Origin of the sequence: Dyadobacter linearis (assembly GCF_907165045.1) — a bacterium.
In the GTDB taxonomy this organism is placed as follows: domain Bacteria; phylum Bacteroidota; class Bacteroidia; order Cytophagales; family Spirosomataceae; genus Dyadobacter; species Dyadobacter linearis.
Window position 1 is genome coordinate 1 of sequence record NZ_CAJRAU010000004.1, and the last position, 20,503, is coordinate 20,503.

The window sequence follows — 20,503 nt, forward strand, 5'->3', positions numbered from 1 at the left end:
CAAAGATCTTGTTGGTGACTATTGGCCTGGTGTTCACCTCTTCCCATCCCGAACAGAGAAGTTAAGCCCAGAACCGCCGATGATACTTGGGTCAAACCTGGTAAAGTAGGTAGTCGCCACAATACCACTCAAAAGACCATCCCAAAAGGATGGTCTTTTTTGCGTTTGAAGCATGGTATCAACTCCCCAAGGATTGCTGGCATTGCACAGCTGATCCTGAATACTTAATAGGAGCAGAGCAGGCAAGTGGGTTGAGCAGGTTCTAGCCTAAGGCCCAGGGCAGTCCAAGTCGTGCTAATCAAAATCTATAAAGTAAGTGTAGCGGCGCAGGTACTTGCCGGACGATATTCAAGCTGGAAGGGACCTCCACCTTGAAGAATCGTTCCTTTTCAGTATGTCGTAACAGTTATAAGGCTTTCAGCCTTGAATTGCACTGCAAAATCCGTCAAGCAGTAGCTAGAAATATAATCTCTCTCAAAAGAGAGATTATTCATGCACATACCTAGATGCAATTCTCCTCCTTTTCATGCAAGTGTATGCAAGCGAAAGTTTGTATCAAGCCAGTCAAGTTCCTAGGAGCAGCAACCTCCTCCAAAATTAAACGATAATCTCTCACAACTATTTAATCGAAATAATTCTGACTAAATAAGAAATATTAAAAAATTGTGTAAATATGAGGTTCAACTTCAAACTCAACGATACAGATGAAAAAAAGGGAGTTCTTAAAAGTTGCAGGTATGAGCGGACTCGGTATTACAGGACCTGCCAGAGTGTTAGGTAGCGATAACAAGCAACATTTAGTATCGGAAGATAGAAAGCAGATCTTTAATATGAGTGGTTATGCCGCTCCTAAACTTAACACTGTCCGAATTGGCTACATTGGTTTGGGAAACCGCGGCAGTGGAGCTATCAAGAGGATAGTGCACCTCGAGAATATAGAAGTAGTAGGAGTTGCAGATATCTTGCCAGATAAAGCGGCCGGTGCTAAAAAAGAATTAGAAAAGTCAGGACAACATCCGGAAATCTATTCAGGATCAGCAGATGCTTGGAAGAAGTTATGCGACAGAAAGGATGTAGACCTCATCTATATTTGCACTCCATGGGCTTTGCATACTCCTATGGCACTATATGCAATGGAGCAAGGCAAACATGTGGCAGTGGAAATTCCGGCCGCGCTTACCGTAGATGAATGCTGGAAACTTGTTGAAACGTCGGAAAAGACAAAAAAGCATTGTATGATGCTTGAAAATTGCTGCTATGATTTCTTTGAATTACTCACGTTGAATATGACGCGGCAAGGATTTTTCGGTGAAATTATTCACGTGGAAGGGGCTTATATTCATGATATTTTTGACTCTCTATTTCAGAAAGACAAACGGTTCGAATTGTGGAGACTGAAGGAGAATCTTCGTAACGGAAATCTATATCCTACCCACGGACTCGGACCTGTCGCGCAAATACTTGACATTAATCGCGGGGATAAAATGGACTATCTGGTGTCCGTGAGTAGTAATGATTTTATGATGCAATCGAAGGCAAGAGAATTAGCTGCAACTGATTCATACTTCGAAAAATACGCCCAGAAGAGCTTCCGCGGCAATATGAATACCACTACTATTAAAACCAATAAAGGGAAAACTATCATGTTACAGCATGATGTGTCTTCGCCGAGACCATACTCCAGATTGCACACCTTAAGCGGAACAAAAGGGTCAGCTCAAAAATATCCATTACCGGAAGACGGTACGCAAGGCAGAATCTCGCAAGGACATGAATGGCTAAATGCTACCGAGTTCAAGAAACTTGAAGCCAGGTATCAGCCGGAAATTATCAAACGAGTTGGAGAACTTGCGAAAAAAGTGGGTGGTCATGGAGGAATGGATTTTCTAATGGATTGGAGATTAATTGATTGTTTGCGAAATGGGCTTCCGCTCGATCAGGACGTATACGACGCTGCGGCATGGAGTGTTATATCTCCTTTAAGCGAATGGTCAGTGGCCAATAGGTCAAATTCAATTGATATACCCGATTTCACAAATGGGGCGTGGAAAAAGAACAGGCCGGTTGACATTACTTTGAAGGGCGGCGGCAATACGGGTGTAAAACCATAGAATTATGAAGATTGAGATTTTTGATACAAAAGAGGAATTAGGAACGACAGCTGGTGGGTATGTAGCCGAGTTACTTCGGGGGGTTATCTCTGAGAAAGGTTTCGCAAACATTATCCTCGCAACTGGGACAAGTCAATTTGATACGATCGATCAATTGATCAAGGAAAATAACATTGATTGGTCAGTAGTTACCATGTTTCACCTGGATGAATATATTGGCTTGCCCGTCAGTCACCCGGCTAGTTTTAGAAAATACGTGCAGGAGCGTTTCATGGCACACGTACCTGCATTAAAAGAAGCGCATTTAATCAATGGTGAAAATGATGCCAATATAGAAGTGGCCAGGGTTAGCGAGCTGATCACGCAATGTCCTATTGACATCGCTTTGGTAGGTGTTGGCGAGAATGGACATTTGGCATTCAACGATCCGCCGGCAGATTTTGACACTGAGGAGCCGTACCTGATTGTCGATCTGGACGACGCGTGCCGGCGTCAGCAAATGGGTGAAGGGTGGTTTCAGACATTTGATGAAGTTCCAAGACAAGCAATCAGCATGTCAATAAGGCAAATCATGAAATCGGATCATATTATCTGTTCCGTTCCGGATGCCCGGAAAGCTACGGCTGTGAAAAACAGTATTGAAAATGAAGTAAGCAACATATTTCCAGCCAGCATTTTGCAGCAACACAACAACTGTACATTCTTTTTAGACAAACATTCAGCCGATTCACTTTCTGAAAAGTCAAGATCAATTGGCCGGGATTAATAGGTACACAGGTACTTAGGGTAAAATATAGTGTCGCTGTTACTTTCTTAAAGAAAATTGACAAGCAATGGAAGCTACTTCCCTGTCCGAAGCAACTAAGGATCAAAAGGAATATCCGATCTCATCCTCGCGACTGGCGTCCATTGATGCATTGCGCGGATTTGATATGCTGATGATCGCCGGTGGGGGAGCATTTATTTTCTTGTTGGGAGGTAAAACTGGAATTGCATTTATTGATGCAGTAGCCGCTCAGTTTGAACATCCCGAGTGGAACGGTTTCACATTCTTCGACTTTATATTTCCGCTGTTTTTGTTTTTAGCCGGTACATCTTTGGCATTCAGTGTCTCGCGCGGGTTATCCAAAGAGATGAAGCAATCTGAAATCAGGAATAAAACTTTCTTGCGGATGCTGGTCCTAATCGCACTGGGTATTCTGGATAAAAATGCGCCTATTGACATTTTCGATCCCGCACATATTCGGTATGGGAGTGTCTTGGGCAGAATCGGATTGGCAACTTTTGTGGTCGCTATTCTTTACATGAACTTCAACTGGGGGCAAAGGTTGTGTATTGCGCTCGCCACGCTCGCCTTCTACTATCTCGCATTAATATTAATTCCGGTACCCGGCTTCGGCCAGGGCGATCTGACTTTTGAAGGTAACCTGGTAGGATGGTTTGACAGAACATTCATGCCGGGCAAGTTAAGACAGGGATCTTATGACGAACTCGCATTACTAACGCAGTTCCCCGCCATCTGTCTGACACTTTTCGGCTCTCTTGCCGGAGATATTCTATTGAAACCGACAAATGCAAAAAACAAAGTCTTGAATATGCTATTACTGGGAATCTCAGGAATAGTCCTGGGCCTGCTTTGGAATTTTGTTTTTCCAATAAATAAACACCTGTGGTCCAGCTCATTTATTATGCTGACTGGCGGAATGGCGTTTGCCTTTCTGGCAATATTTTACTGGATCATCGATGTGAAAGGATATGTCGGATGGTCGTTTTTCTTTCGGGTAATTGGGATGAATTCACTCGTTATTTATTTGGCAGTCAGGTTTGTTGATTTCAATAATTCTTCACAACTGCTCTTCGGAGGACTTTATAAATATGCGCCAGAAAAATGGCATGAGGTATATAATGCACTGGGCGGCTTCTTGTTAGTCTGGTTTTTCCTTTATTTTTTATATCGAAATAAAATCTTTGTCAAAGTCTAGTATGGAATCGGGACCATTGGAAGAGTCATTTGGAAAAATAAAACGAAGGGAATTCGTGAAAGCTGCAATTCAAACTGCCGCACTTCCTGTATTCCTGGATTTGCCCGATCCTGATTCTGCATATTTGAAACAATCACATATTAACAACCCGTCTCGAAATATGTCGCCCGAAAAAAGTGTAATAGGTCACTACGGTTCCTGGGCCAATTCTCTGCTTCCTAAAACACCTCCGTTGTCTTTCAGAAATGAAAAGCACACGGATTTGAAAAAGTGGCAAGCAGAAGCACTGGCCAAAACGAAAGAATTAATAGCAGCGCCGGAGCGAATCAAAACTCCAACAGTAACTGTCGAAAAGAAATACATTTTCGACGGACTTGAAATCGAGGAATTGTCCTGGGATTTAGGATACGGACGACCGACGAAGGCAGTCTTTATGAAACCGCAGGGGGCTAGTAAACCGCTACCGGCTGTATTGGGACTTCACGACCACGCGGGTATGAAATATTTCGGCTTGCGTAAAATCGTAAAAACGTCGGAGGATCAGCATCCAATTTTGAAGGAGCATCAGGAAAGTGACTACGGCGGAAAACCCTGGGCAAACGAACTGGCTAAATTAGGCTATGCAGTTTTAGTGCACGACACTTTTGCATTTGGAAGCAGGCGCGTCCATTTTGACGATGTGGAAGGGTTGAATTGGGGATATGTGGATACGACAGGAAAACATGATCAGGAGCCGGAGAAGACCGAAAATATAAACACATATAATGCCTGGTCTTCGGAACATGAGCATGTAATGTCGAAGTCGCTGTTTTGTGCAGGTACCACGTGGCCGGGTGTTTTCTTGTCGGAAGATCAGGTGGCACTTGATATTCTCAGCAGCAGAAAGGATGTTGATCCGGAACGTATAGGCTGTGGCGGTCTTTCGGGAGGCGGCCTCCGAACCGTTTATCTGGGCGGGCTGGATCCGAGGATCAAGTGCGCTGTATGTGTAGGTTTCATGACAACGTGGACGGATTTAATCCTCAACCGATCCTTTAATCACACTTGGATGACGTACACGCCGCTTCTCCCGCAATTCTTGGATTTTCCCGAAATATTAGGCTTACGCGTTCCATTGCCCACATTGGTTCAGAATAATAATCAGGATCAACTATATACTTTGCCTGAAATGAAAAAGGCGGACGAAGTTTTAAAGGAAGTATATAAAAAAGCGAAAGCGCCAGAAAAATACGCTGCGAAGTTCTACGATGGCCCACATAAATTCGATCTGGAAATGCAGAAAAATGCATTCGAATGGTTTGGGAAATGGCTTTCGTAAGATAGCTATAACCAGTTTACCTGAGAAACCGCCTTACCTGAATACTGGGCGAACAGCTCGGCCTGCTTTTCAACGCGCCGCTTTTTGATCTGAGTAAGTTTGCCGAAAGGATACATATCTATTTGCAGCTTATCCTTCTTCACAGCTTTTTTCCAGGTCCCTTCCACTTTTCCATCTATCACAATCGTAGGCATAAACATTCCGTTATTACCAGGGACAATTTTTTCGGCGTGCGACTTGTCAAGTATGATGGATCTGTCCGTATAACCGAGCATATATTCATCGAATCCAGGTAATAAAAAAGTGTTGTTTCCGGGACTTAGATCAGAATCCATCGGCGAATACCAGTAGGTTGTTCCGGCCAGATCAAAAGAGTCCAGCTTACTGGTAACTTCATTCAACCCTTTTCTTGCATCGGAGATTTTCAGGCCTGTCCACCAAACGAAATCATTTAAGCTGGCGGGGCCGTGGCTGGTGAAATAGCAGAGTGAAATTTCGGCCAGACTTTCCGTTTCGTCCAGTTTTCTTGGATTCTCAACCCACTCATCGAGTAGTGCATAGGTAGGTTGCTTCTCACTATGTGTGCCGTGACAAAGGACCTTTTTCATTGCCAAATAGCCGATAATATGGATTCCTCGCTGCCCGGAAGTTGCTATTCCTGCATTTTCAAGTAAAGCATAAATTTCTGCGCGGGTCAGTTGCTTGCCTCCTTGGAGGGCCGACGTCAGCAATTCAAAACTTTGGTCAAATACCTTTTCATTCAGTTCCAATTGCCTGTGACGACCTGCCGCCCCGGCGATAATTCTGGGAGCAAGCAAGCTCAGCATCCAATGTGCATCTTGGGCTGCAACAAAGTGTAGGGTGCCCCGCATCGGCCAGGTTCTGAGGATCGTTTTCTCACTTATAGCTTTCTCAATCTTCGCTTCACTGCTTCCTGCGGTCCTGAGCGCCAGAGACCATTTGGCACCTGTATAATCCTGCGCCTGCACAGCACCCAACCAATGTACCGTTTCGGAGATTGTCTTAAAACGCCGATTTGAAATTAGCAGATTGTGTAGCCTGAGATATCTGATTTCGCTGTGTTTCATCGCAATTGGAGATTAAGACAGGAAAAGATAACAAACTATAAGGCCAGGTAGGTTTCAGCCCATTTGAGATCTTCCGGAGTGGTGATCTTGATGTTTTCGTATGCGCCGTCAATCAGCTGAATTGGATACCCTTTCTCTTCCAAAACACTCGCGCAGTCTGTGAAATGTTCCTGATAGTCTACCGAGAATGCATCCAGCATCCAGGGGAGCCTGAAAGTTTGCGGTGTTTGAACGAGCCGGAAATGTGTCCTGTCGAGCGCCCTGTTTCCCAAATTCGGATCAATGCTCCGGATCGATTCTTTCAATGGTACGCTTGCCACTGCGGAGCCAAATTCAGCCGCTGTGAAAAAGCTTGCAGCAATAACTTCCTTTGATATTACCGGCCGCACACCGTCATGAACTGCAACATATCCTTCGACAGCATCGATACTACTTAGTCCATTTTTGACAGAATGAAAACGCGTACTTCCACCTGAAACCAGCTGATATCGCTCTTTGAACTGGTATGTATCACACAAATTTTCCCAAAAAAGAAACTGTATTTCGGGGAGCACTAAAATAATATGAAGGTCCGCAGAATAGTTTCGGAATGCCCGGATCGTATGCATGATTACAGGAAGTCCATTCACCGTGTGAAACTGCTTGGGAATATCACTTTTCATGCGGCTTCCACTTCCCCCTGCTACTATTACAGCGTATTCTTGCATAAAATCGGTCTGTTAAAAAAAATGATCATTTATGGATGAGTATTAATCTCAAACATAAATGATCATGTATAGACCGGAAAATTAATGCTAAATAATCAGCATTGCATCTCCGTAAGTGAAAAACTTATATTTCTCTTGAATCGCCATTGCATAAGCCTTCATCACCAGGTCAAATCCGCCAAATGCGCAAGCCGACATTAACAGAATAGATTCAGGAAGCTGGAAGTTGGATAATAATGCATTCGCGATCTTGAAATCGTAGGGAGGAAATACGAATTTATCTGTCCAGCCTTCCACTGCTTTTAAATGCCCGCTCGCTGATACCGACGATTCGATCGCTTTCAAAGAAGTAGTTCCAACTGCGCAAATCCGTTTTTTTCCATCGATGGCCGCATTTACAATACCGGCACTGGATTGCGAGATCCTGTAATTTTCCGAATCAGTTTTGTGCTTTGTAAGATCTTCTACGTCAACGGTACGGAAGGTACCCAATCCAACGTGCAGAGTTACCGGAGCAAAGTTCACTCCTTTAATTTCAAGACGTTTCATGATCGCCTTCGTGAAGTGCATTCCGGCAGTAGGAGCGGCCACGGCACCTACGTGCTCAGCAAAAATCGTTTGAAAACGTTCACGGTCAGCAGTTTCTACTTTTCTGCGGGAAATAATTTCGGGAGGAAGCGGCGTTTCGCCCAACTCATCGACCAGCTTCATGAATGCATCATTGTCGCCGTCATAAAGGAAACGGATAGTCCGGCCGCGGGAAGTAGTATTATCAATTACTTCTGCAACCAGGTCACTATCTCCAAAATAAAGCTTGTTACCAACACGAATTTTACGCGCAGGATCAACTAAAACGTCCCACAGACGCATTTCCCGGTTCAGTTCTCTTAGAAGAAAAACTTCTATTTTAGCGCCGGTTTTTTCTTTCTGGCCAAAAAGGCGCGCAGGGAAAACCTTGGTATCGTTAATCGCCATTACATCGCCGTCATCAAAATAATTGATAAGGTCTGCAAAGGTCTTATGTTCAATCTCGCCCGTCTTACGATGAACAACCATCAGGCGCGATTCGCCCCGGTCAGAAGGATGAAGTGCAATTAAACTTTGGGGAAGATCAAACTTAAATTCGGAAAGCTTCATAGCTGGAAAATCTGTGTATTACTTATATCGTAGATGAAAATGCCGGGTTAAAATAATGCTTCTTAGCATCGTTTGCGCCAGCTTTTTTACTGAAAATCAACCTCAATTCCTGTTGTATTCAACTAACAAAGAAAATTTGTAACCAGGAATACTGTAATTGAAATAATATTTACTATAATAGATCCTGTAAAAAAATTAAGAGCGCAAAAGTAGTGATTTTCCCGCGGAAATCCTATCGGCCAGGCACATTAGCCGTTTTAATGTCTTCTGTCTTTCCACCTAGACCTGACAGGTGCTGCAACCTCATGCTGAACATCTTTAACCTGTTTGTTATCACTCAAAAGGATAGCCGAAATAAGTCCCGCAACCGCATCTGACTCAGTATCCTTCCTTGGTTTTATCATATCCGGACTAAAATATCTGCTGATAAAATTCGTGTCAAAATCGCCTGACCGGAAAGCCGCGTGTTCCAATACGAAGCGGCAAAAAGACAAAGTTGTCCGTACTCCTGAAATCTGGTATTCATCGATCGCCCGGATCATTTTCTGTATCGCATCGTCCCTGTTATCAGCATAAGTGATCAGTTTAGAGATCATCGGATCATAATAAATAGGAATATCCATTCCCTGCTCAAATCCATCGTCCACGCGCACGCCATTTCCATCGGGCTTAATATAAGTAACCAATTTTCCGACGTCAGGCAGAAAGTTATTCAGCGGATCTTCTGCGTAAACGCGGATTTCAATGGAGTGCCCCTTGATAGTCAGTTCATCCTGCCGGATTTCCAAATGATTCCCCTCCGCGATCAGGATCATTTGTTTCACCAGATCGACACCTGTTATCTGCTCAGTCACAGGATGTTCGACCTGTAACCTGGTATTCATTTCAAGAAAATAAAAATTCTGATTTTCATCGAGGATAAACTCCACTGTTCCGGCGCCATAATATCCGCACGAACGTGCTACATCGATCGCGCAGCGGCCCATTTCTTCACGGATAGCGGGTGTAATGGAAACAGACGGTGCTTCTTCGATCACTTTCTGATGTCGTCGCTGAATGGAACATTCGCGCTCGAAAAGGTGAATGATATTTCCGTGCTGATCGCCGAGTATCTGTATTTCAATATGTTTGGGAGAGAGGATATATTTTTCGATGAATACCGAACCGTCGCCAAAAGAAGCGACCGCCTCACTGACAGCCCGATCCATTTGTTCGTCGAAATCGGCCTCACTTTCCACGACCCGCATTCCTTTTCCTCCTCCTCCCGCACTCGCCTTGATCAGAATCGGGTAACCGATCTCTGCTGCAATCTTTTTTGCCTCTCCCCGATCTGTAATCGCACTTTCTGTGCCGGGTACCATCGGGATATTGTACTTCGAAGCCGACTGCTTTGCCGCCAGCTTACTTCCCATAATCTCAATCGATTCAGGCGAGGGGCCGATGAAGATAACACCCGCTTCCTTTACCCGCTGGGCGAATCCGGCATTTTCGGACAGAAATCCGTAGCCAGGGTGTATCGCGTCTACGCCCAGATCGCGGCAGACTTTTAGTATTTTATCAATATTAAGGTAGGACTCCGAAGAAACAGCCGGTCCAATGCACACAGCTTCGTCGGCATAGCGAACGTGCGGGGACTTACGATCGGCCTCGCTAAAAACAGCGACAGTAGAAATATTCATTTCCCGCGCAGTACGCATGATTCTTAATGCAATTTCGCCACGATTGGCAATCAGGATCTTCTTGATTCGGGTCATGTAATCGGATGAATGTATTTGTCGACGCTCCTAAGTTAGCAAAAGCAGACTCTTTTATTCAGACTACTCACGCCTCAGAATAAATGGACGGTTGCCGAAGGATTTTTGAGCGCGAGCTTGTAGCATGATCAGCGAGCTGCTTCATGTATTTTAGAAATTATTTACAACCAAAACTAATTAAACCATGAAAACGAACCTGAAAAACAGTCTTGTTTGGCTTCTGCTGCCGACAATGCTATTGGTCAATACAGGATGCGAAGATGAAAAGAAAGCGCCGGTGCCAGAATCAAAGCCTGAGGCAGTGGTAAATGAGAGGCTGCTGAACGCATCGACCCTGGCGAGCGGGGTAAAGGACATTCAGTACAATGCGGACAAGCAGCCCAAAACTTTCTTTGCTGCGGGAATGAAAGTGGATGTTAGCTATGCGAAAGACAATGTAGTTTATTCCTATTACGGCAAGGAATTGCTTGCAAAGAAAGTATACGATTTGCAAAATGGATTGGTGAAGAACCTGACCGAATACAATTACCTGGGTAAAGTCGAGGAAAAGGGCTTTTCGACGTCATTTGAATATCAGGACGGCAAAATGATCAAGGAGATTACAACTATTAAAGATAAGCCGTTTGGCCACACGGAATATACCTATGATGCTGTCCACAAAAACCTCGCAATATCAAAAGCGTATGATCATTCCGGCAATTTGCTCACTACTACTACTTACGAATACACAGATAAATTGGATAAATCAGGCTCGCACAGTGAATGGTATATTTGGCTTGACGGCACGCTCTTTCCCAAAAAGGCCTTATACCTGGTTAAAAAAATAAGTACAGAGGATCATCTTGCAAAGAAAAAGTGGAACGTCAGTTATGAGTATGACATCGATGCCCAAGGATACGTGGTAAGTGGAAAAGGCACGAGGGATAACGGTTCATCGTTCGAATGGACCAATACTTGGCAGTAATCTTTCGTATTCTTAAACTTAAATCGATCCCGGCACTTCCTGTCGGGATTTTTTATTTACCACTTATTTTATTTCGGCTGCATTAACTTGCTACACGCAGTAACAGCTATGTTATCAGTATTTTACTAACTTACTGTTAGTTGGAAACATGACGGTCTTATTAAAGTACCGGTATAATTTTTTAATTTTGCATTTATCTAACATTAGTAATCATTGTTACCCACATAAATTAGAAGAGAGTGGATATTTTCGAGAAACTGCGCAACAACTCTGGTCCGATAGGAACTCCGGCAAAAATGCTGAATAGCCATCACTATTTTTCATTCCCGATGCTGGAAGGAGATTTGGGCCCGCGCATGAGGTTCATGGGACGTGAAGTATTGAACTGGAGTCTTAACAATTATTTGGGTCTTGCAAATCACCCGGAGGTAAGAGCTGCTGATACAGCTGCTACCGAAAAATGGGGACTGGCCTATCCGATGGGAGCCAGAATGATGTCCGGAAATTCAGTTCTCCATGAAACCTTTGAAAAAGAGCTGGCGGAGTTTGTAGGTAAAAAGGACGCTTTTCTTTTGAACTACGGCTACCAGGGCATTATGTCGGCAATTGAATGTTTGTGTGATCACCGCGATGTAATCGTTTACGACGCCGAATCACACGCGTGCCTGATCGACGGAGTTCGTCTTCACAAAGCCAAATTGGGGGAATATTACAAGTTTAACCACAATGATATGGTTAGTCTTGAAAAAAACCTGATCCGCGCTACCAAGCTTGCCAATGAAAAAGGCGGCGGCGTTTTGGTGATCACCGAAGGCGTATTTGGTATGTCTGGCAAAGTGGGCGACCTGAAAGCGATTGTTGAACTGAAAAAGAAATATGATTTTCGTCTGATCGTAGACGATGCGCACGGATTTGGTACAATGGGCGAAACCGGCGCGGGAGTTGGTGAAATGCTTGGCGTGCAGAAAGAAGTGGATCTGTACTTCTCTACGTTTGCCAAGTCGATGGCGGCGATCGGTGCATTCATTGCATCTGATGATGAGGAGATCATCATGTTCCTGAAATACAATATGCGTTCACAAACTTATGCGAAGGCGCTTCCGATGCCTTACGTGGAAGGTTGCCGCAAGCGTCTGGATATGATCAAGAAAATGCCTGAGCTTCGTGCCAAGCTTTGGGAAAATGTGAAAGCAATGCAGGATGGTCTGCGCAGCCGTGGTTTCAATATCGGCGAAACAGAATCTCCGGTAACGCCCGTTTTCCTGCATAGTGAAGGCGGCGTGCCCGAAGTGACGCGAATGGTGCGTGACCTGCGCGAAAATATGGGCGTATTCTGCTCAATCGTAGTTTATCCCGTAGTTCCGAAAGGGCAGATCATGCTGAGGATCATTCCGACGGCATCTCACACCCTGGAAGATGTAGAATATACATTAAATGCATTCACCACGCTGGCTGAGAAATTGAAGAACCGGGTATACCAGCAGGAAGATGTGCAGGTAGGGGTGGAGTAATTAGAAATATGCGTTATTTGCATTCAGGGGGCTTTTTTAAAAAAAGCTCCCTTTTTTTGTTTTAGATCGAGGTATTTTCGACTTTATTTAAATGTCTGATTACTAGATACTTAAATGATTGCAATCGATTAATTGTATTATAGAAGTGTTTTTTTTTGTTTTTTGGGTTGCTAAAATACTTTTAATTATTAAATTTCGGTCAAAACATGCGTTTTAAGCGTGTTAGAGGCATTTAAACTAAAAAACAAAAAGACATGGCACGATTCGATGAAGTTAGAGATTTGATCCTTTCACTTGAAGGTGATTTCGATAAGTTTTACAACAAAGAAAATCAAGCTGCAGGTACCCGCGTTCGTAAGGGTATGCAAGATCTTAAGACGCTGGCTCAGGACATTCGCGCAGAAGTTCAGAACAAAAAGAACGCTGGCGAATAGTAAGAAGCACACCGAAGATTTTTTGAACCCGGGTCAAACGTCCGGGTTCATTTCTTTAGAACTTCTCCTTATTGATCATAGTCGCCACTCCTTTCGTAGTTACCTTCTTCGTAGCCACATCCACAATCTCCGTCGAAATCTCGGCAATATGCTTTTCAGCATTGATCGACTGAATCTTGAAAACCGCCTTATATTCCGTGTCAACAAACATCGGGCGCAAAAATTCCAGCGTCTGCTTCACATAAATTGACCCGAAGCCTGGAAACTGCGTTCCCAGTACTTTCGTAAACACAGTTGCTCCCAGCATTCCGTGAATGATCGGGCGCTTGAAATTCGTGGTAGCGGCATATTCCGCGTCGAGGTGAATAGGATTATTGTCGCCGGTAAGGTCGGCAAAGCGCTGTACTTCTTCCTGCGTAATCGTAAATGGATATTCGAAAGAAGCATCAACAACAGGTTGTATTTCCATATTGGTTAATAGTTAGTGGATATGCGAATGCCTCAAAATAAGGTTAATTCGCGGATCGATCCAAGTTGCCGGTGGCCTTAAAACAAAAGAAGCCGCCTGTTAGGCGACTTCCCTTGTTGATCAAGCTATATGATTTTACTCTTCGGTTTCCTCTGTAAGTACTACGCCGTCGACCTCCGAAATTTTGGCAGACCTTGCGTTGTTTCGCTTATTCTTGAACTTTTTAACCTGCATTTTCAGTGAATCTATCGCCAGGTCTGTCGCTTCTTCAAACGTAGTCCCTTGCTCTTTCACAAACATTGTCCCACCCGGAACATATAATTTAACTTCAAGCAATTTGGTATGCGCCTTCGCATTCTCACTTTTGTCAAGCTTAAGAAATACCTCTCCACTAGTTATTCGATCATAAAATGTATCTAGTTTATCTAATTTCTGCTGAATGAAGTTCAACAGTTTAGGATCGGCATCAAAATGAATTGCTTGCATCTGCAGTCTCATAAGCACATTGTTTTAATGGTAAAACATATCGTTTAACTGCCAGCGAAAACCGAAAACCGTAACTTACTCAACTTGGAATGTTTATAAAAATTAAAAATTCCAGGTGTTAAACCGGCTTTCATATTTCCCTAACATTATTTAAGTAAGGCAAATATTAAGCCAATGTCAAGTAAACCGGGTTGTTTCTCCAGATATTTCTCGAATTAAAAAATTGCAGCAAAGGCGACCTTACGCTTCCTCCAGAAGGGTTCTGAAAGACACATATTGCCCATTAAAAAGTGAATGGTGCCGCTCCTGGAATTCAGACTGAAACCCGGTTTGATAGGCCAGAAAATCTTCCATTGTCCTGAACTTGAACTGGGTCGTGTAAGTCGCACCTTCGTTCTCAATTTCGGTCAAAAGCCTCAGTAGCTTGCATTCAAGCGGGATATTCGTTTCTAATATTCCTGGTATATGAGTGCTTTTCATGTATATAAGCCACTCTTTTTCAGCAGCGTAGCTGATATTGATCGTGATATTGTAGATAACCATAGTATAACTTGTTAACGGGACGCAAATATCAGGCTAATATTTCAGAATCGATTATGCGCGGTTGATATGTATTGCATTTGGGGGATGGTCGTTTGTGCGCTACATTTGCAAGCCTGCTTATTCACCATAACTGTTATTTACAATGAACATTTTGATACGAGCGCATTCAGGATTGCGATATGTCGTTCTCGCACTTTTGCTGGCTGCCATTTTCATCGCTTTCTCCAACTGGCGCAAAAACTCACGGGAAGACAGCAAAGTATATCTTTTTGCTATGATCGCGACGCACACGCAAATGCTGATCGGCCTGATACTCTACGCAATGAGCCCGAAAGTGAATTTTGATCTGATCAGCGAAAAAGTGTTCCGTTTCTATTCAATAGAGCACATTTTTATGATGATAATCGCAATGGTACTCATTACGATCGGAAGAGTGAAATCGAAGAAACTGGCGGGAGGCGATAAGCACCGGACCGTCTTGTACTTTTATGGAATGGGGCTCATCATTATCCTGGCCGCTATTCCCTGGCCATTCAGAAGTCTCGGAACAGGTTGGTTCTGAGGGAAGATTTAAATAAAAACGGCTATCAATCTTCGAGATCGATAGCCGTTTTTATTTATCCGAAAAGGTCGCTCGAAAGGTACCGGTCTCCCCGGTCGCAGATAATGCATACGATCACGCCTTCATCGAGTTCCTTCGCCAGCTCTATTGCCGCCCAAGTCGAGCCTCCGCTGCTCATTCCGGCAAATACAGCTTCTTCTCTCGCTAGCTTCCTGGTCATATTCACCGCATTTTCCTGCGTAACTTCAATTACCCGGTCCACCCGCTCGCGTTCGAAAATCTTGGGGAGATATTCAACCGGCCACTTCCGTATTCCCGGAATGCTAGCTCCGTCGGTCGGCTGGCAGCCTACGATCTGGATCGATTCGTTTTGTTCTTTTAAATATCTGGAAACACCCATAATGGTACCCGTAGTGCCCATTGAGGATACGAAATGTGTTACTTTCTGATCCGTATCCTTGTAAATTTCAGGGCCTGTTGTGCGGTAATGTGCTTTCCAGTTGTCAGGATTGGCAAATTGATTTAACATATAATACTCCCCTCCCGCTGCTTTTTCCTCCGCCAAATCCCGCGATATCTCCATATTTTCAGCAAGAATTACCTTTGCGCCGTAAGCCTCCATGGTCAACACACGCTCTTTGGTAGAACTTTGCGGCATGATCAGCTCTATTTCCAGATCGAACAAACGCGCGATCATCGCCAGCGCAATACCGGTATTGCCGCTCGTAGCCTCGATCAGTTTCATGCCTGACTTAATCTCGCCGCGTTCCAGCGCGCCCTGGATCATACTGTACGCCGCGCGGTCTTTCACGCTGCCGCCAGGATTATTGCCTTCAAGCTTTCCGAAGATTTTGACTTTCGGGTTAGGATTGATTCGTTTTAATTCAACCAAAGGGGTATTGCCTACGAGATCAAGGAGTGAAGACATTTATATATATGCTTTTTTACAAAAATTAATACAATCCTGCCCTAAGGTGTGGCAGTGAAAAAACCGAGGGTACCTACCAGAAAAGCCACAATGGAACTGCTGTGCGTACCGCCGGGTATAGTTGTCAGCTGCACGTCCGCACCCAATCCTTTCATGGTATTGTAAGCTTTTTCGGAATTAAAATAAAAAACCAGCTCATCGCTGCTACCATGATACAATCTCGTCGGCGTTTTAGGCTTCCAGTTGTACACGTCGTTATCCCCGATCGCATCAATAAAACCTTTATCAGTACCGTCGTTTAGCGCTTTTTTGAAGGAATCAGTCAGGATAGAATCAAAGCTTGTAGCTATCCGCACGTTCGCGCCGGACTTTGCAATCTCAGTTGCATAAGGTTCTTTAAAATAATAGGAAGCCGGTTTATTAAGCTTATAAATACGATCGTATGTGAGCAAAACCCACAGATAAGAAAAGTTATAGGAAGCCAATCCGTGAGTTGGGGTATTGACGATATATTTCATAAAAGCAGTCTTATCGTAAGCACCCGCGCCGCAGCTCGAAGCCCTCAGATTAAACTCACCAGCGGCCTCCTCTTCGATCTTTTTCTGCAAAGACATCGTCGCAAAGCCACCTTCCGAATAGCCGGCAATATATAGCTTCTCATCCCATTCCACTTCTTCCTGATCTTTCAAAAACTCTTTCGCGGCCCGAAGCATATCCAGTGAAGCCGACGCCAGGCTCGCCCGGTGCTCGTAAGGATGCGGAAGATCTTTCGAATCTCCGTAACCGATGTAATCAGGATACGCAATAATATACCCCATTGACCCGAACAAGGCACCAAAAGACGCAGCTTCGGAATCGTCGGCAAAATTGGAAGGAGCCGAAATATCCTCGCGAATGGTACCGTGCTGTACACTGATCATGGAAGCAGGCTGATCGGTATCAGGCAAAATTAGCGCACCGGAAGCCGTAATATCGGTTCCGTCGGTGTTTTTAGTTTTGTAGGAAAGTTTGTAAACCTTGATTCCGGCCTTCACATAACCGGCCAGCAGCGGGTTAATATCTCTCGCACGTTCCGTGATCTGTTCTTTGGAAAGCGTTGAAATATCCTCACTACGAAGCAGATACTGATTTTCTTCCTCCGGCTCCGGAGTTACAGGCGGCTTGTCATTGTTACAGGAGTTGAGCAGCAGTAAGCTCCATATGAGCAGGTGGGCAACGGTTCTCCCCGGGGATAGGGTTAATATTTTTCGCATAGATAAAATTACGGGTAAGCATTCATCTTATAACGAAGGCTTACCCGGTTTAGATCGTCACAATAATCTTTTTTGCAATTAAATTTTATCCATATACCAGCTGATCATCCGCGCAGTTGCATCCGGCCGCTCTACCATGCCCATGTGACCGGCTTCCGCCAGAATAAACGGATAGCTCCGGTTTGGGAATTCGGATAAAGTGATCAGGCTTTCAAACGGTATCAGCTTATCCTGCATACCAATTATGAACAAAACGGGGAATGGTAATGCCGCCAGAACGGCGGTCCGGTCGGGGCGGTTGATCATCGCAGTGATCCCTGCGATCAGCGCCTCAGCGGGTAGCTTCGAGTAATGTCGGATATGCGCCTCCACTTTCTCAGGAAACAATTCCTTATACCGGTCGCCGAACATATTCGGACCTGTATTTTTGATAAATGTCTCTGTTCCTTTACTTCTTAATATTTCGATAGCCTGATTTCGCTGAGCCTTTTTTGCATCATCGTCGGCATAGGCGGTGGAATGGAACAGGCCGAAACCGTCTAGCATATCCTGATATTTTTCAGCGAAAGCCAATGCAATATACCCGCCCATCGAATGCCCGATCAGCGTACATTTAAGGATATTGGCATTGGTCAAAAAGCGGTGCAGTTCGTCAGCATAATCTTCCACTGACTGGCAAAAAGTGAAGAGTGAAATATTGGGCCTGACAATCGTATAATACTCGTTAATGGTCGCGTCAACGTAGTCCCAGATCGTATCGTCAGCTCCGTGACCGTGCAGTAATACCAGGGTTTTCCGGTGTAGATTCATATATATCGGCTTTCATTGTTGAGAACTTATTTGCCTAAATATACAGAAAGCTGACGCTAATTGTGCCCTGAACTCCCGATTTTCGCCATTTCCTCCTCCCGCAATGCTCTTCTCAGGATCTTGCCGACGTTGGTTTTGGGCAGCTCGCTGCGGAACTCGATCTGCTTCGGCCGCTTGTATCCTGTCAGGTTTTCCTTACAGTATTCACGTATCTTTTCCTCGGTTAATGCGGGGTCTTTTTTAACAATATATACCTTCACCATCTCGCCCGATTTATCATCAGGAATGCCCACACAGGCTACTTCCAGCACACCCGGACATTGTGCGATCACGCCCTCTATTTCATTTGGATACACATTGAAACCCGAAACGAGTATCATATCTTTTTTCCGGTCGACGATCTTGAAAAAACCGTCCGGATCCTCGATACCAATATCCCCGGTTTTGAACCATCGGCCATTTTTATCTTCAAAAATAACTTTCTCAGTTTCATCCGGCCTATTGTAATACCCAAGCATAATTTGCGGTCCTTTTGCACATATTTCGCCTTTTTCACCCACAGGCAGCCAGTTTCCATCGTCACTCAGAATGCGCATTTCGGTGCTCGGAAAAGGAAGCCCGATCGTGCCTTGTCTGTGTTTGTCGTCGAGCGGGTTTACCGAAAGTACCGGCGAAGTTTCAGAAAGTCCGTAACCTTCCACCAGTATGCAGCCCGTTGTTTCTTCCCACCTGTCAGCCACTACCTTTTGCAAAGCCATTCCACCCGCAATGGTGATTTTCAGTTCGCTGAAATCTACTGAAGCGAACTCGGGATTATTCAGTAAGCCGTTAAAAAGAGTATTTAGTCCGGGGAAAATATGGAACCGGAATTTTTTAAGCTCTTTAATAAATGCCGGAATATCTTTGGGATTAGTGATCAAAACATTCAATGCGCCCCACTTAATACCACATAACCCATTGATTGTCATCGCAAAAACGTGGTACAAAGGCAGCGCGCCGACTAGTGTAAGCTGATTTGAATTGGGCGATTTCCGCATTTTGGACATCAGCCACTCATTTATTCCCTCCACATTCGCAATCAGGTTGCGGTGACTCAGCATGGCGCCTTTCGAAATGCCGGTAGTGCCGCCGGTATATTGAATGAATGCGACGTCAATACCAGAAACATTAGGTCGCTTGTAGGTAAGTCCCGCACCGGTTGCAATCGCCGTAGAAAAGCTGGTAGCCTGCGGAATATGGTAATCCGGGACCATTTTCTTTACATATTTAACTACCGCATTCACAATGAGCTTCTTGGGAAAGCCCATCAGGTCGCCGATCTCCGTAATAATTACGTGTTGTATATTGGTATTTTCAAGAACCTTTTGAAGATTTTGTGCAAAGTTCGCCAGTATCACGATCGCTTTTGCCCCTGAGTCTTTGAACTGGTGCTGCATTTCACGGCACGTGTAAAGCGGATTGGTATTCACGATCACCAGTCCCGCCCTGATTGCGCCCATCATAGCTACCGGATATTGCAGCAGGTTAGGCATTTGAATCGCAATCCGGTCACCCTGTTTCAGGCCGACACTCTGCAGGTAAGCCGCGAAGTTCCTGGAAAGCGCATCCAACTGGCTGAATGTGATCGCCTTACCCATATTCGTATAAGCTGGCTTTTCTGCATTTTGCTGAAAGCTGATCTCCATCATCTCAACGAGCGAAGAGTAAGCGTCCGGGTTAATTTCGAATGGAATACCTTCCGGATAATTTTTAAGCCACGGATAAGAATCCTTTGAAGACTCAATCATAATAGTGGGGGCCAAGGGTTTCAGAACTGCGTTCGGTAGCTTAATGTAAATAATTAAGCCAAAACTTTATTACTACAATGCAATTAATTTTCGCACGCAGCAATGTCATATTAAAACGAAAAGCCTGATTCTGCTATTATCTACGGGAAATTTCCCAGCGCCACAATAATCCATCTTCCGGATCATTCACATCTTCTGTCTGGGCAAAACCAATTTTCTCCAGCAGGCGGGCGGAGGCATTTTCTTCTGAAAGCGTGTGCGCCACTACTTTTAATACGCCGGATTGACGGAATGCGTGGTCAACAAGTCCCTTTGCAGTTTCAGTACCAAGTCCTTTTCCACGGTGGGAAGGCATAATTTCGTAACCGATTTCCACCATACCTGTTGAATCAGGTTCTCCCTTGTAGCCGCAGGATCCGATCAGTTGGTTGTCGGGCTTGTAAATAATAAGATAAACCCACCAGTTCCGAAGCGGCGGATGCGCTTTCCAGCGGTGGTAGGAAGGGGTAAAAGTATCGCGGAATTCGGTCCATTTCTTTGGAACATTCACGCCCATCACCCTGGCGAGTGTGTTATTTCCCAGACGGATCGCATCAAATAGGGTGTCGTCGCAGGGTACTATTCTTAAATTAGGGGTCTCAATCATATCGTGAATATCG

The 20,503-nt window shown here is 44.5% G+C and carries 20 protein-coding genes and 1 rRNA gene; 9 read left to right on the forward strand and 12 right to left on the reverse strand.

Annotation, left to right across the window (positions count from 1 at the left end):
- The first annotated feature begins 10 nt into the window (after window positions 1-10).
- The 5 genes from rrf to KOD92_RS14590 all read left to right on the forward strand — a co-directional run bounded on the left by rrf (window position 11) and on the right by KOD92_RS14590 (window position 5,411).
- Window positions 11-122, forward strand: a 5S ribosomal RNA gene (gene rrf, locus KOD92_RS14570).
- A gap of 582 nt (window positions 123-704) precedes the next feature.
- Window positions 705-2,111 carry a Gfo/Idh/MocA family protein gene (locus KOD92_RS14575; protein ID WP_215234319.1) on the forward strand — a complete coding sequence of 469 codons (1,407 nt, stop codon included), beginning with the start codon at window positions 705-707 and terminating at the stop codon, window positions 2,109-2,111.
- Window positions 2,112-2,115: 4 nt separating this feature from the next.
- On the forward strand, window positions 2,116-2,877 hold the full coding sequence (locus tag KOD92_RS14580; protein WP_215234320.1) for a glucosamine-6-phosphate deaminase: 762 nt from the start codon (window positions 2,116-2,118) through the stop codon (window positions 2,875-2,877).
- 67 nt (window positions 2,878-2,944) lie between these two features.
- The gene (locus KOD92_RS14585; protein WP_215234321.1) at window positions 2,945-4,093 is read left to right on the forward strand and encodes an acyltransferase family protein; all 1,149 of its coding nucleotides are present in this window, start codon (window positions 2,945-2,947) and stop codon (window positions 4,091-4,093) included.
- Between the two features lie 55 nt (window positions 4,094-4,148).
- Entirely contained in the window at window positions 4,149-5,411 is a 1,263-nt protein-coding gene (locus KOD92_RS14590) for a dienelactone hydrolase family protein (RefSeq protein WP_229254677.1), read from the forward strand.
- Between the two features lie 5 nt (window positions 5,412-5,416).
- On the opposite strand, the gene KOD92_RS14595 is transcribed toward KOD92_RS14590, so the two are convergent.
- The 4 genes from KOD92_RS14595 to accC form a co-directional block, all read right to left on the reverse strand.
- The gene (locus KOD92_RS14595) at window positions 5,417-6,499 is read right to left on the reverse strand and encodes a winged helix DNA-binding domain-containing protein (RefSeq protein WP_215234322.1); all 1,083 of its coding nucleotides are present in this window, start codon (window positions 6,497-6,499) and stop codon (window positions 5,417-5,419) included.
- A 35-nt stretch (window positions 6,500-6,534) separates the two neighbouring features.
- A complete protein-coding gene (locus KOD92_RS14600; RefSeq protein WP_215234323.1) occupies window positions 6,535-7,206 on the reverse strand; it encodes a 2-C-methyl-D-erythritol 4-phosphate cytidylyltransferase in 672 nt (223 codons plus the stop codon).
- Window positions 7,207-7,293: 87 nt separating this feature from the next.
- Window positions 7,294-8,343: a tRNA preQ1(34) S-adenosylmethionine ribosyltransferase-isomerase QueA gene (queA, locus tag KOD92_RS14605; protein WP_215234324.1), complete on the reverse strand. Its 1,050-nt coding sequence runs from the start codon at window positions 8,341-8,343 to the stop codon at window positions 7,294-7,296.
- A 257-nt stretch (window positions 8,344-8,600) separates the two neighbouring features.
- Window positions 8,601-10,097, reverse strand: coding sequence for an acetyl-CoA carboxylase biotin carboxylase subunit (accC, locus tag KOD92_RS14610; protein ID WP_215234325.1), 1,497 nt, complete (start codon window positions 10,095-10,097; stop codon window positions 8,601-8,603).
- A gap of 184 nt (window positions 10,098-10,281) precedes the next feature.
- Here accC and KOD92_RS14615 point away from each other — a divergent pair, with 184 nt between their 5' ends.
- The 3 genes from KOD92_RS14615 to KOD92_RS14625 all read left to right on the forward strand — a co-directional run bounded on the left by KOD92_RS14615 (window position 10,282) and on the right by KOD92_RS14625 (window position 13,006).
- On the forward strand, window positions 10,282-11,061 hold the full coding sequence (locus KOD92_RS14615) for a hypothetical protein (protein WP_215234326.1): 780 nt from the start codon (window positions 10,282-10,284) through the stop codon (window positions 11,059-11,061).
- 239 nt (window positions 11,062-11,300) lie between these two features.
- Window positions 11,301-12,572 carry an aminotransferase class I/II-fold pyridoxal phosphate-dependent enzyme gene (locus KOD92_RS14620; protein ID WP_215234327.1) on the forward strand — a complete coding sequence of 424 codons (1,272 nt, stop codon included), beginning with the start codon at window positions 11,301-11,303 and terminating at the stop codon, window positions 12,570-12,572.
- Window positions 12,573-12,826: 254 nt separating this feature from the next.
- Window positions 12,827-13,006: a histone H1 gene (locus KOD92_RS14625; RefSeq protein WP_215234328.1), complete on the forward strand. Its 180-nt coding sequence runs from the start codon at window positions 12,827-12,829 to the stop codon at window positions 13,004-13,006.
- A 55-nt stretch (window positions 13,007-13,061) separates the two neighbouring features.
- Here KOD92_RS14625 and KOD92_RS14630 read toward each other — a convergent pair whose 3' ends face one another.
- From KOD92_RS14630 to KOD92_RS14640, 3 genes are all read right to left on the reverse strand, one after another.
- The gene (locus KOD92_RS14630) at window positions 13,062-13,475 is read right to left on the reverse strand and encodes a MaoC family dehydratase (protein WP_215234329.1); all 414 of its coding nucleotides are present in this window, start codon (window positions 13,473-13,475) and stop codon (window positions 13,062-13,064) included.
- 135 nt (window positions 13,476-13,610) lie between these two features.
- Window positions 13,611-13,973, reverse strand: coding sequence for a ribosome hibernation-promoting factor, HPF/YfiA family (hpf, locus tag KOD92_RS14635; protein ID WP_215234330.1), 363 nt, complete (start codon window positions 13,971-13,973; stop codon window positions 13,611-13,613).
- A 228-nt stretch (window positions 13,974-14,201) separates the two neighbouring features.
- The gene (locus KOD92_RS14640) at window positions 14,202-14,504 is read right to left on the reverse strand and encodes a DUF4286 family protein (protein ID WP_215234331.1); all 303 of its coding nucleotides are present in this window, start codon (window positions 14,502-14,504) and stop codon (window positions 14,202-14,204) included.
- Between the two features lie 142 nt (window positions 14,505-14,646).
- On the opposite strand from KOD92_RS14640, the gene KOD92_RS14645 reads away from it, so the two are divergent.
- Window positions 14,647-15,066, forward strand: a complete 420-nt coding sequence (locus KOD92_RS14645; RefSeq protein ID WP_215234332.1) for a cytochrome B — start codon at window positions 14,647-14,649, stop codon at window positions 15,064-15,066.
- Window positions 15,067-15,121: 55 nt separating this feature from the next.
- Here the strand turns inward: KOD92_RS14645 and cysM are convergent, their stop codons facing one another.
- From cysM to KOD92_RS14670, 5 genes are all read right to left on the reverse strand, one after another.
- A complete protein-coding gene (cysM, locus tag KOD92_RS14650) occupies window positions 15,122-15,994 on the reverse strand; it encodes a cysteine synthase CysM (protein WP_215234333.1) in 873 nt (290 codons plus the stop codon).
- Window positions 15,995-16,035: 41 nt separating this feature from the next.
- On the reverse strand, window positions 16,036-17,247 hold the full coding sequence (locus tag KOD92_RS14655; RefSeq protein ID WP_215234334.1) for an alpha/beta hydrolase family protein: 1,212 nt from the start codon (window positions 17,245-17,247) through the stop codon (window positions 16,036-16,038).
- A 78-nt stretch (window positions 17,248-17,325) separates the two neighbouring features.
- Entirely contained in the window at window positions 17,326-18,057 is a 732-nt protein-coding gene (locus tag KOD92_RS14660; RefSeq protein WP_215234335.1) for an alpha/beta fold hydrolase, read from the reverse strand.
- Between the two features lie 56 nt (window positions 18,058-18,113).
- Entirely contained in the window at window positions 18,114-19,844 is a 1,731-nt protein-coding gene (locus KOD92_RS14665; protein ID WP_215234336.1) for an AMP-binding protein, read from the reverse strand.
- Between the two features lie 136 nt (window positions 19,845-19,980).
- Window positions 19,981-20,490 carry a GNAT family N-acetyltransferase gene (locus tag KOD92_RS14670; RefSeq protein ID WP_215234337.1) on the reverse strand — a complete coding sequence of 170 codons (510 nt, stop codon included), beginning with the start codon at window positions 20,488-20,490 and terminating at the stop codon, window positions 19,981-19,983.
- Window positions 20,491-20,503: the final 13 nt, after the last annotated feature.

Coding starts and splice junctions, on each gene's coding strand:
- KOD92_RS14630 (WP_215234329.1), bottom strand. CDS start 13,475: ATGGAAATACAACCTGTTGTTGATGCTTCTTTCGAATATCCATTTACG.
- KOD92_RS14580 (WP_215234320.1), top strand. CDS start 2,116: ATGAAGATTGAGATTTTTGATACAAAAGAGGAATTAGGAACGACAGCT.
- KOD92_RS14670 (WP_215234337.1), bottom strand. CDS start 20,490: ATGATTGAGACCCCTAATTTAAGAATAGTACCCTGCGACGACACCCTA.
- KOD92_RS14660 (WP_215234335.1), bottom strand. CDS start 18,057: ATGAATCTACACCGGAAAACCCTGGTATTACTGCACGGTCACGGAGCT.
- KOD92_RS14640 (WP_215234331.1), bottom strand. CDS start 14,504: ATGGTTATCTACAATATCACGATCAATATCAGCTACGCTGCTGAAAAA.
- KOD92_RS14645 (WP_215234332.1), top strand. CDS start 14,647: ATGAACATTTTGATACGAGCGCATTCAGGATTGCGATATGTCGTTCTC.
- KOD92_RS14665 (WP_215234336.1), bottom strand. CDS start 19,844: ATGATTGAGTCTTCAAAGGATTCTTATCCGTGGCTTAAAAATTATCCG.
- KOD92_RS14615 (WP_215234326.1), top strand. CDS start 10,282: ATGAAAACGAACCTGAAAAACAGTCTTGTTTGGCTTCTGCTGCCGACA.
- queA (WP_215234324.1), bottom strand. CDS start 8,343: ATGAAGCTTTCCGAATTTAAGTTTGATCTTCCCCAAAGTTTAATTGCA.
- hpf (WP_215234330.1), bottom strand. CDS start 13,973: ATGAGACTGCAGATGCAAGCAATTCATTTTGATGCCGATCCTAAACTG.
- KOD92_RS14575 (WP_215234319.1), top strand. CDS start 705: ATGAAAAAAAGGGAGTTCTTAAAAGTTGCAGGTATGAGCGGACTCGGT.
- cysM (WP_215234333.1), bottom strand. CDS start 15,994: ATGTCTTCACTCCTTGATCTCGTAGGCAATACCCCTTTGGTTGAATTA.
- KOD92_RS14585 (WP_215234321.1), top strand. CDS start 2,945: ATGGAAGCTACTTCCCTGTCCGAAGCAACTAAGGATCAAAAGGAATAT.
- KOD92_RS14600 (WP_215234323.1), bottom strand. CDS start 7,206: ATGCAAGAATACGCTGTAATAGTAGCAGGGGGAAGTGGAAGCCGCATG.
- KOD92_RS14595 (WP_215234322.1), bottom strand. CDS start 6,499: ATGAAACACAGCGAAATCAGATATCTCAGGCTACACAATCTGCTAATT.
- KOD92_RS14625 (WP_215234328.1), top strand. CDS start 12,827: ATGGCACGATTCGATGAAGTTAGAGATTTGATCCTTTCACTTGAAGGT.
- accC (WP_215234325.1), bottom strand. CDS start 10,097: ATGACCCGAATCAAGAAGATCCTGATTGCCAATCGTGGCGAAATTGCA.
- KOD92_RS14655 (WP_215234334.1), bottom strand. CDS start 17,247: ATGCGAAAAATATTAACCCTATCCCCGGGGAGAACCGTTGCCCACCTG.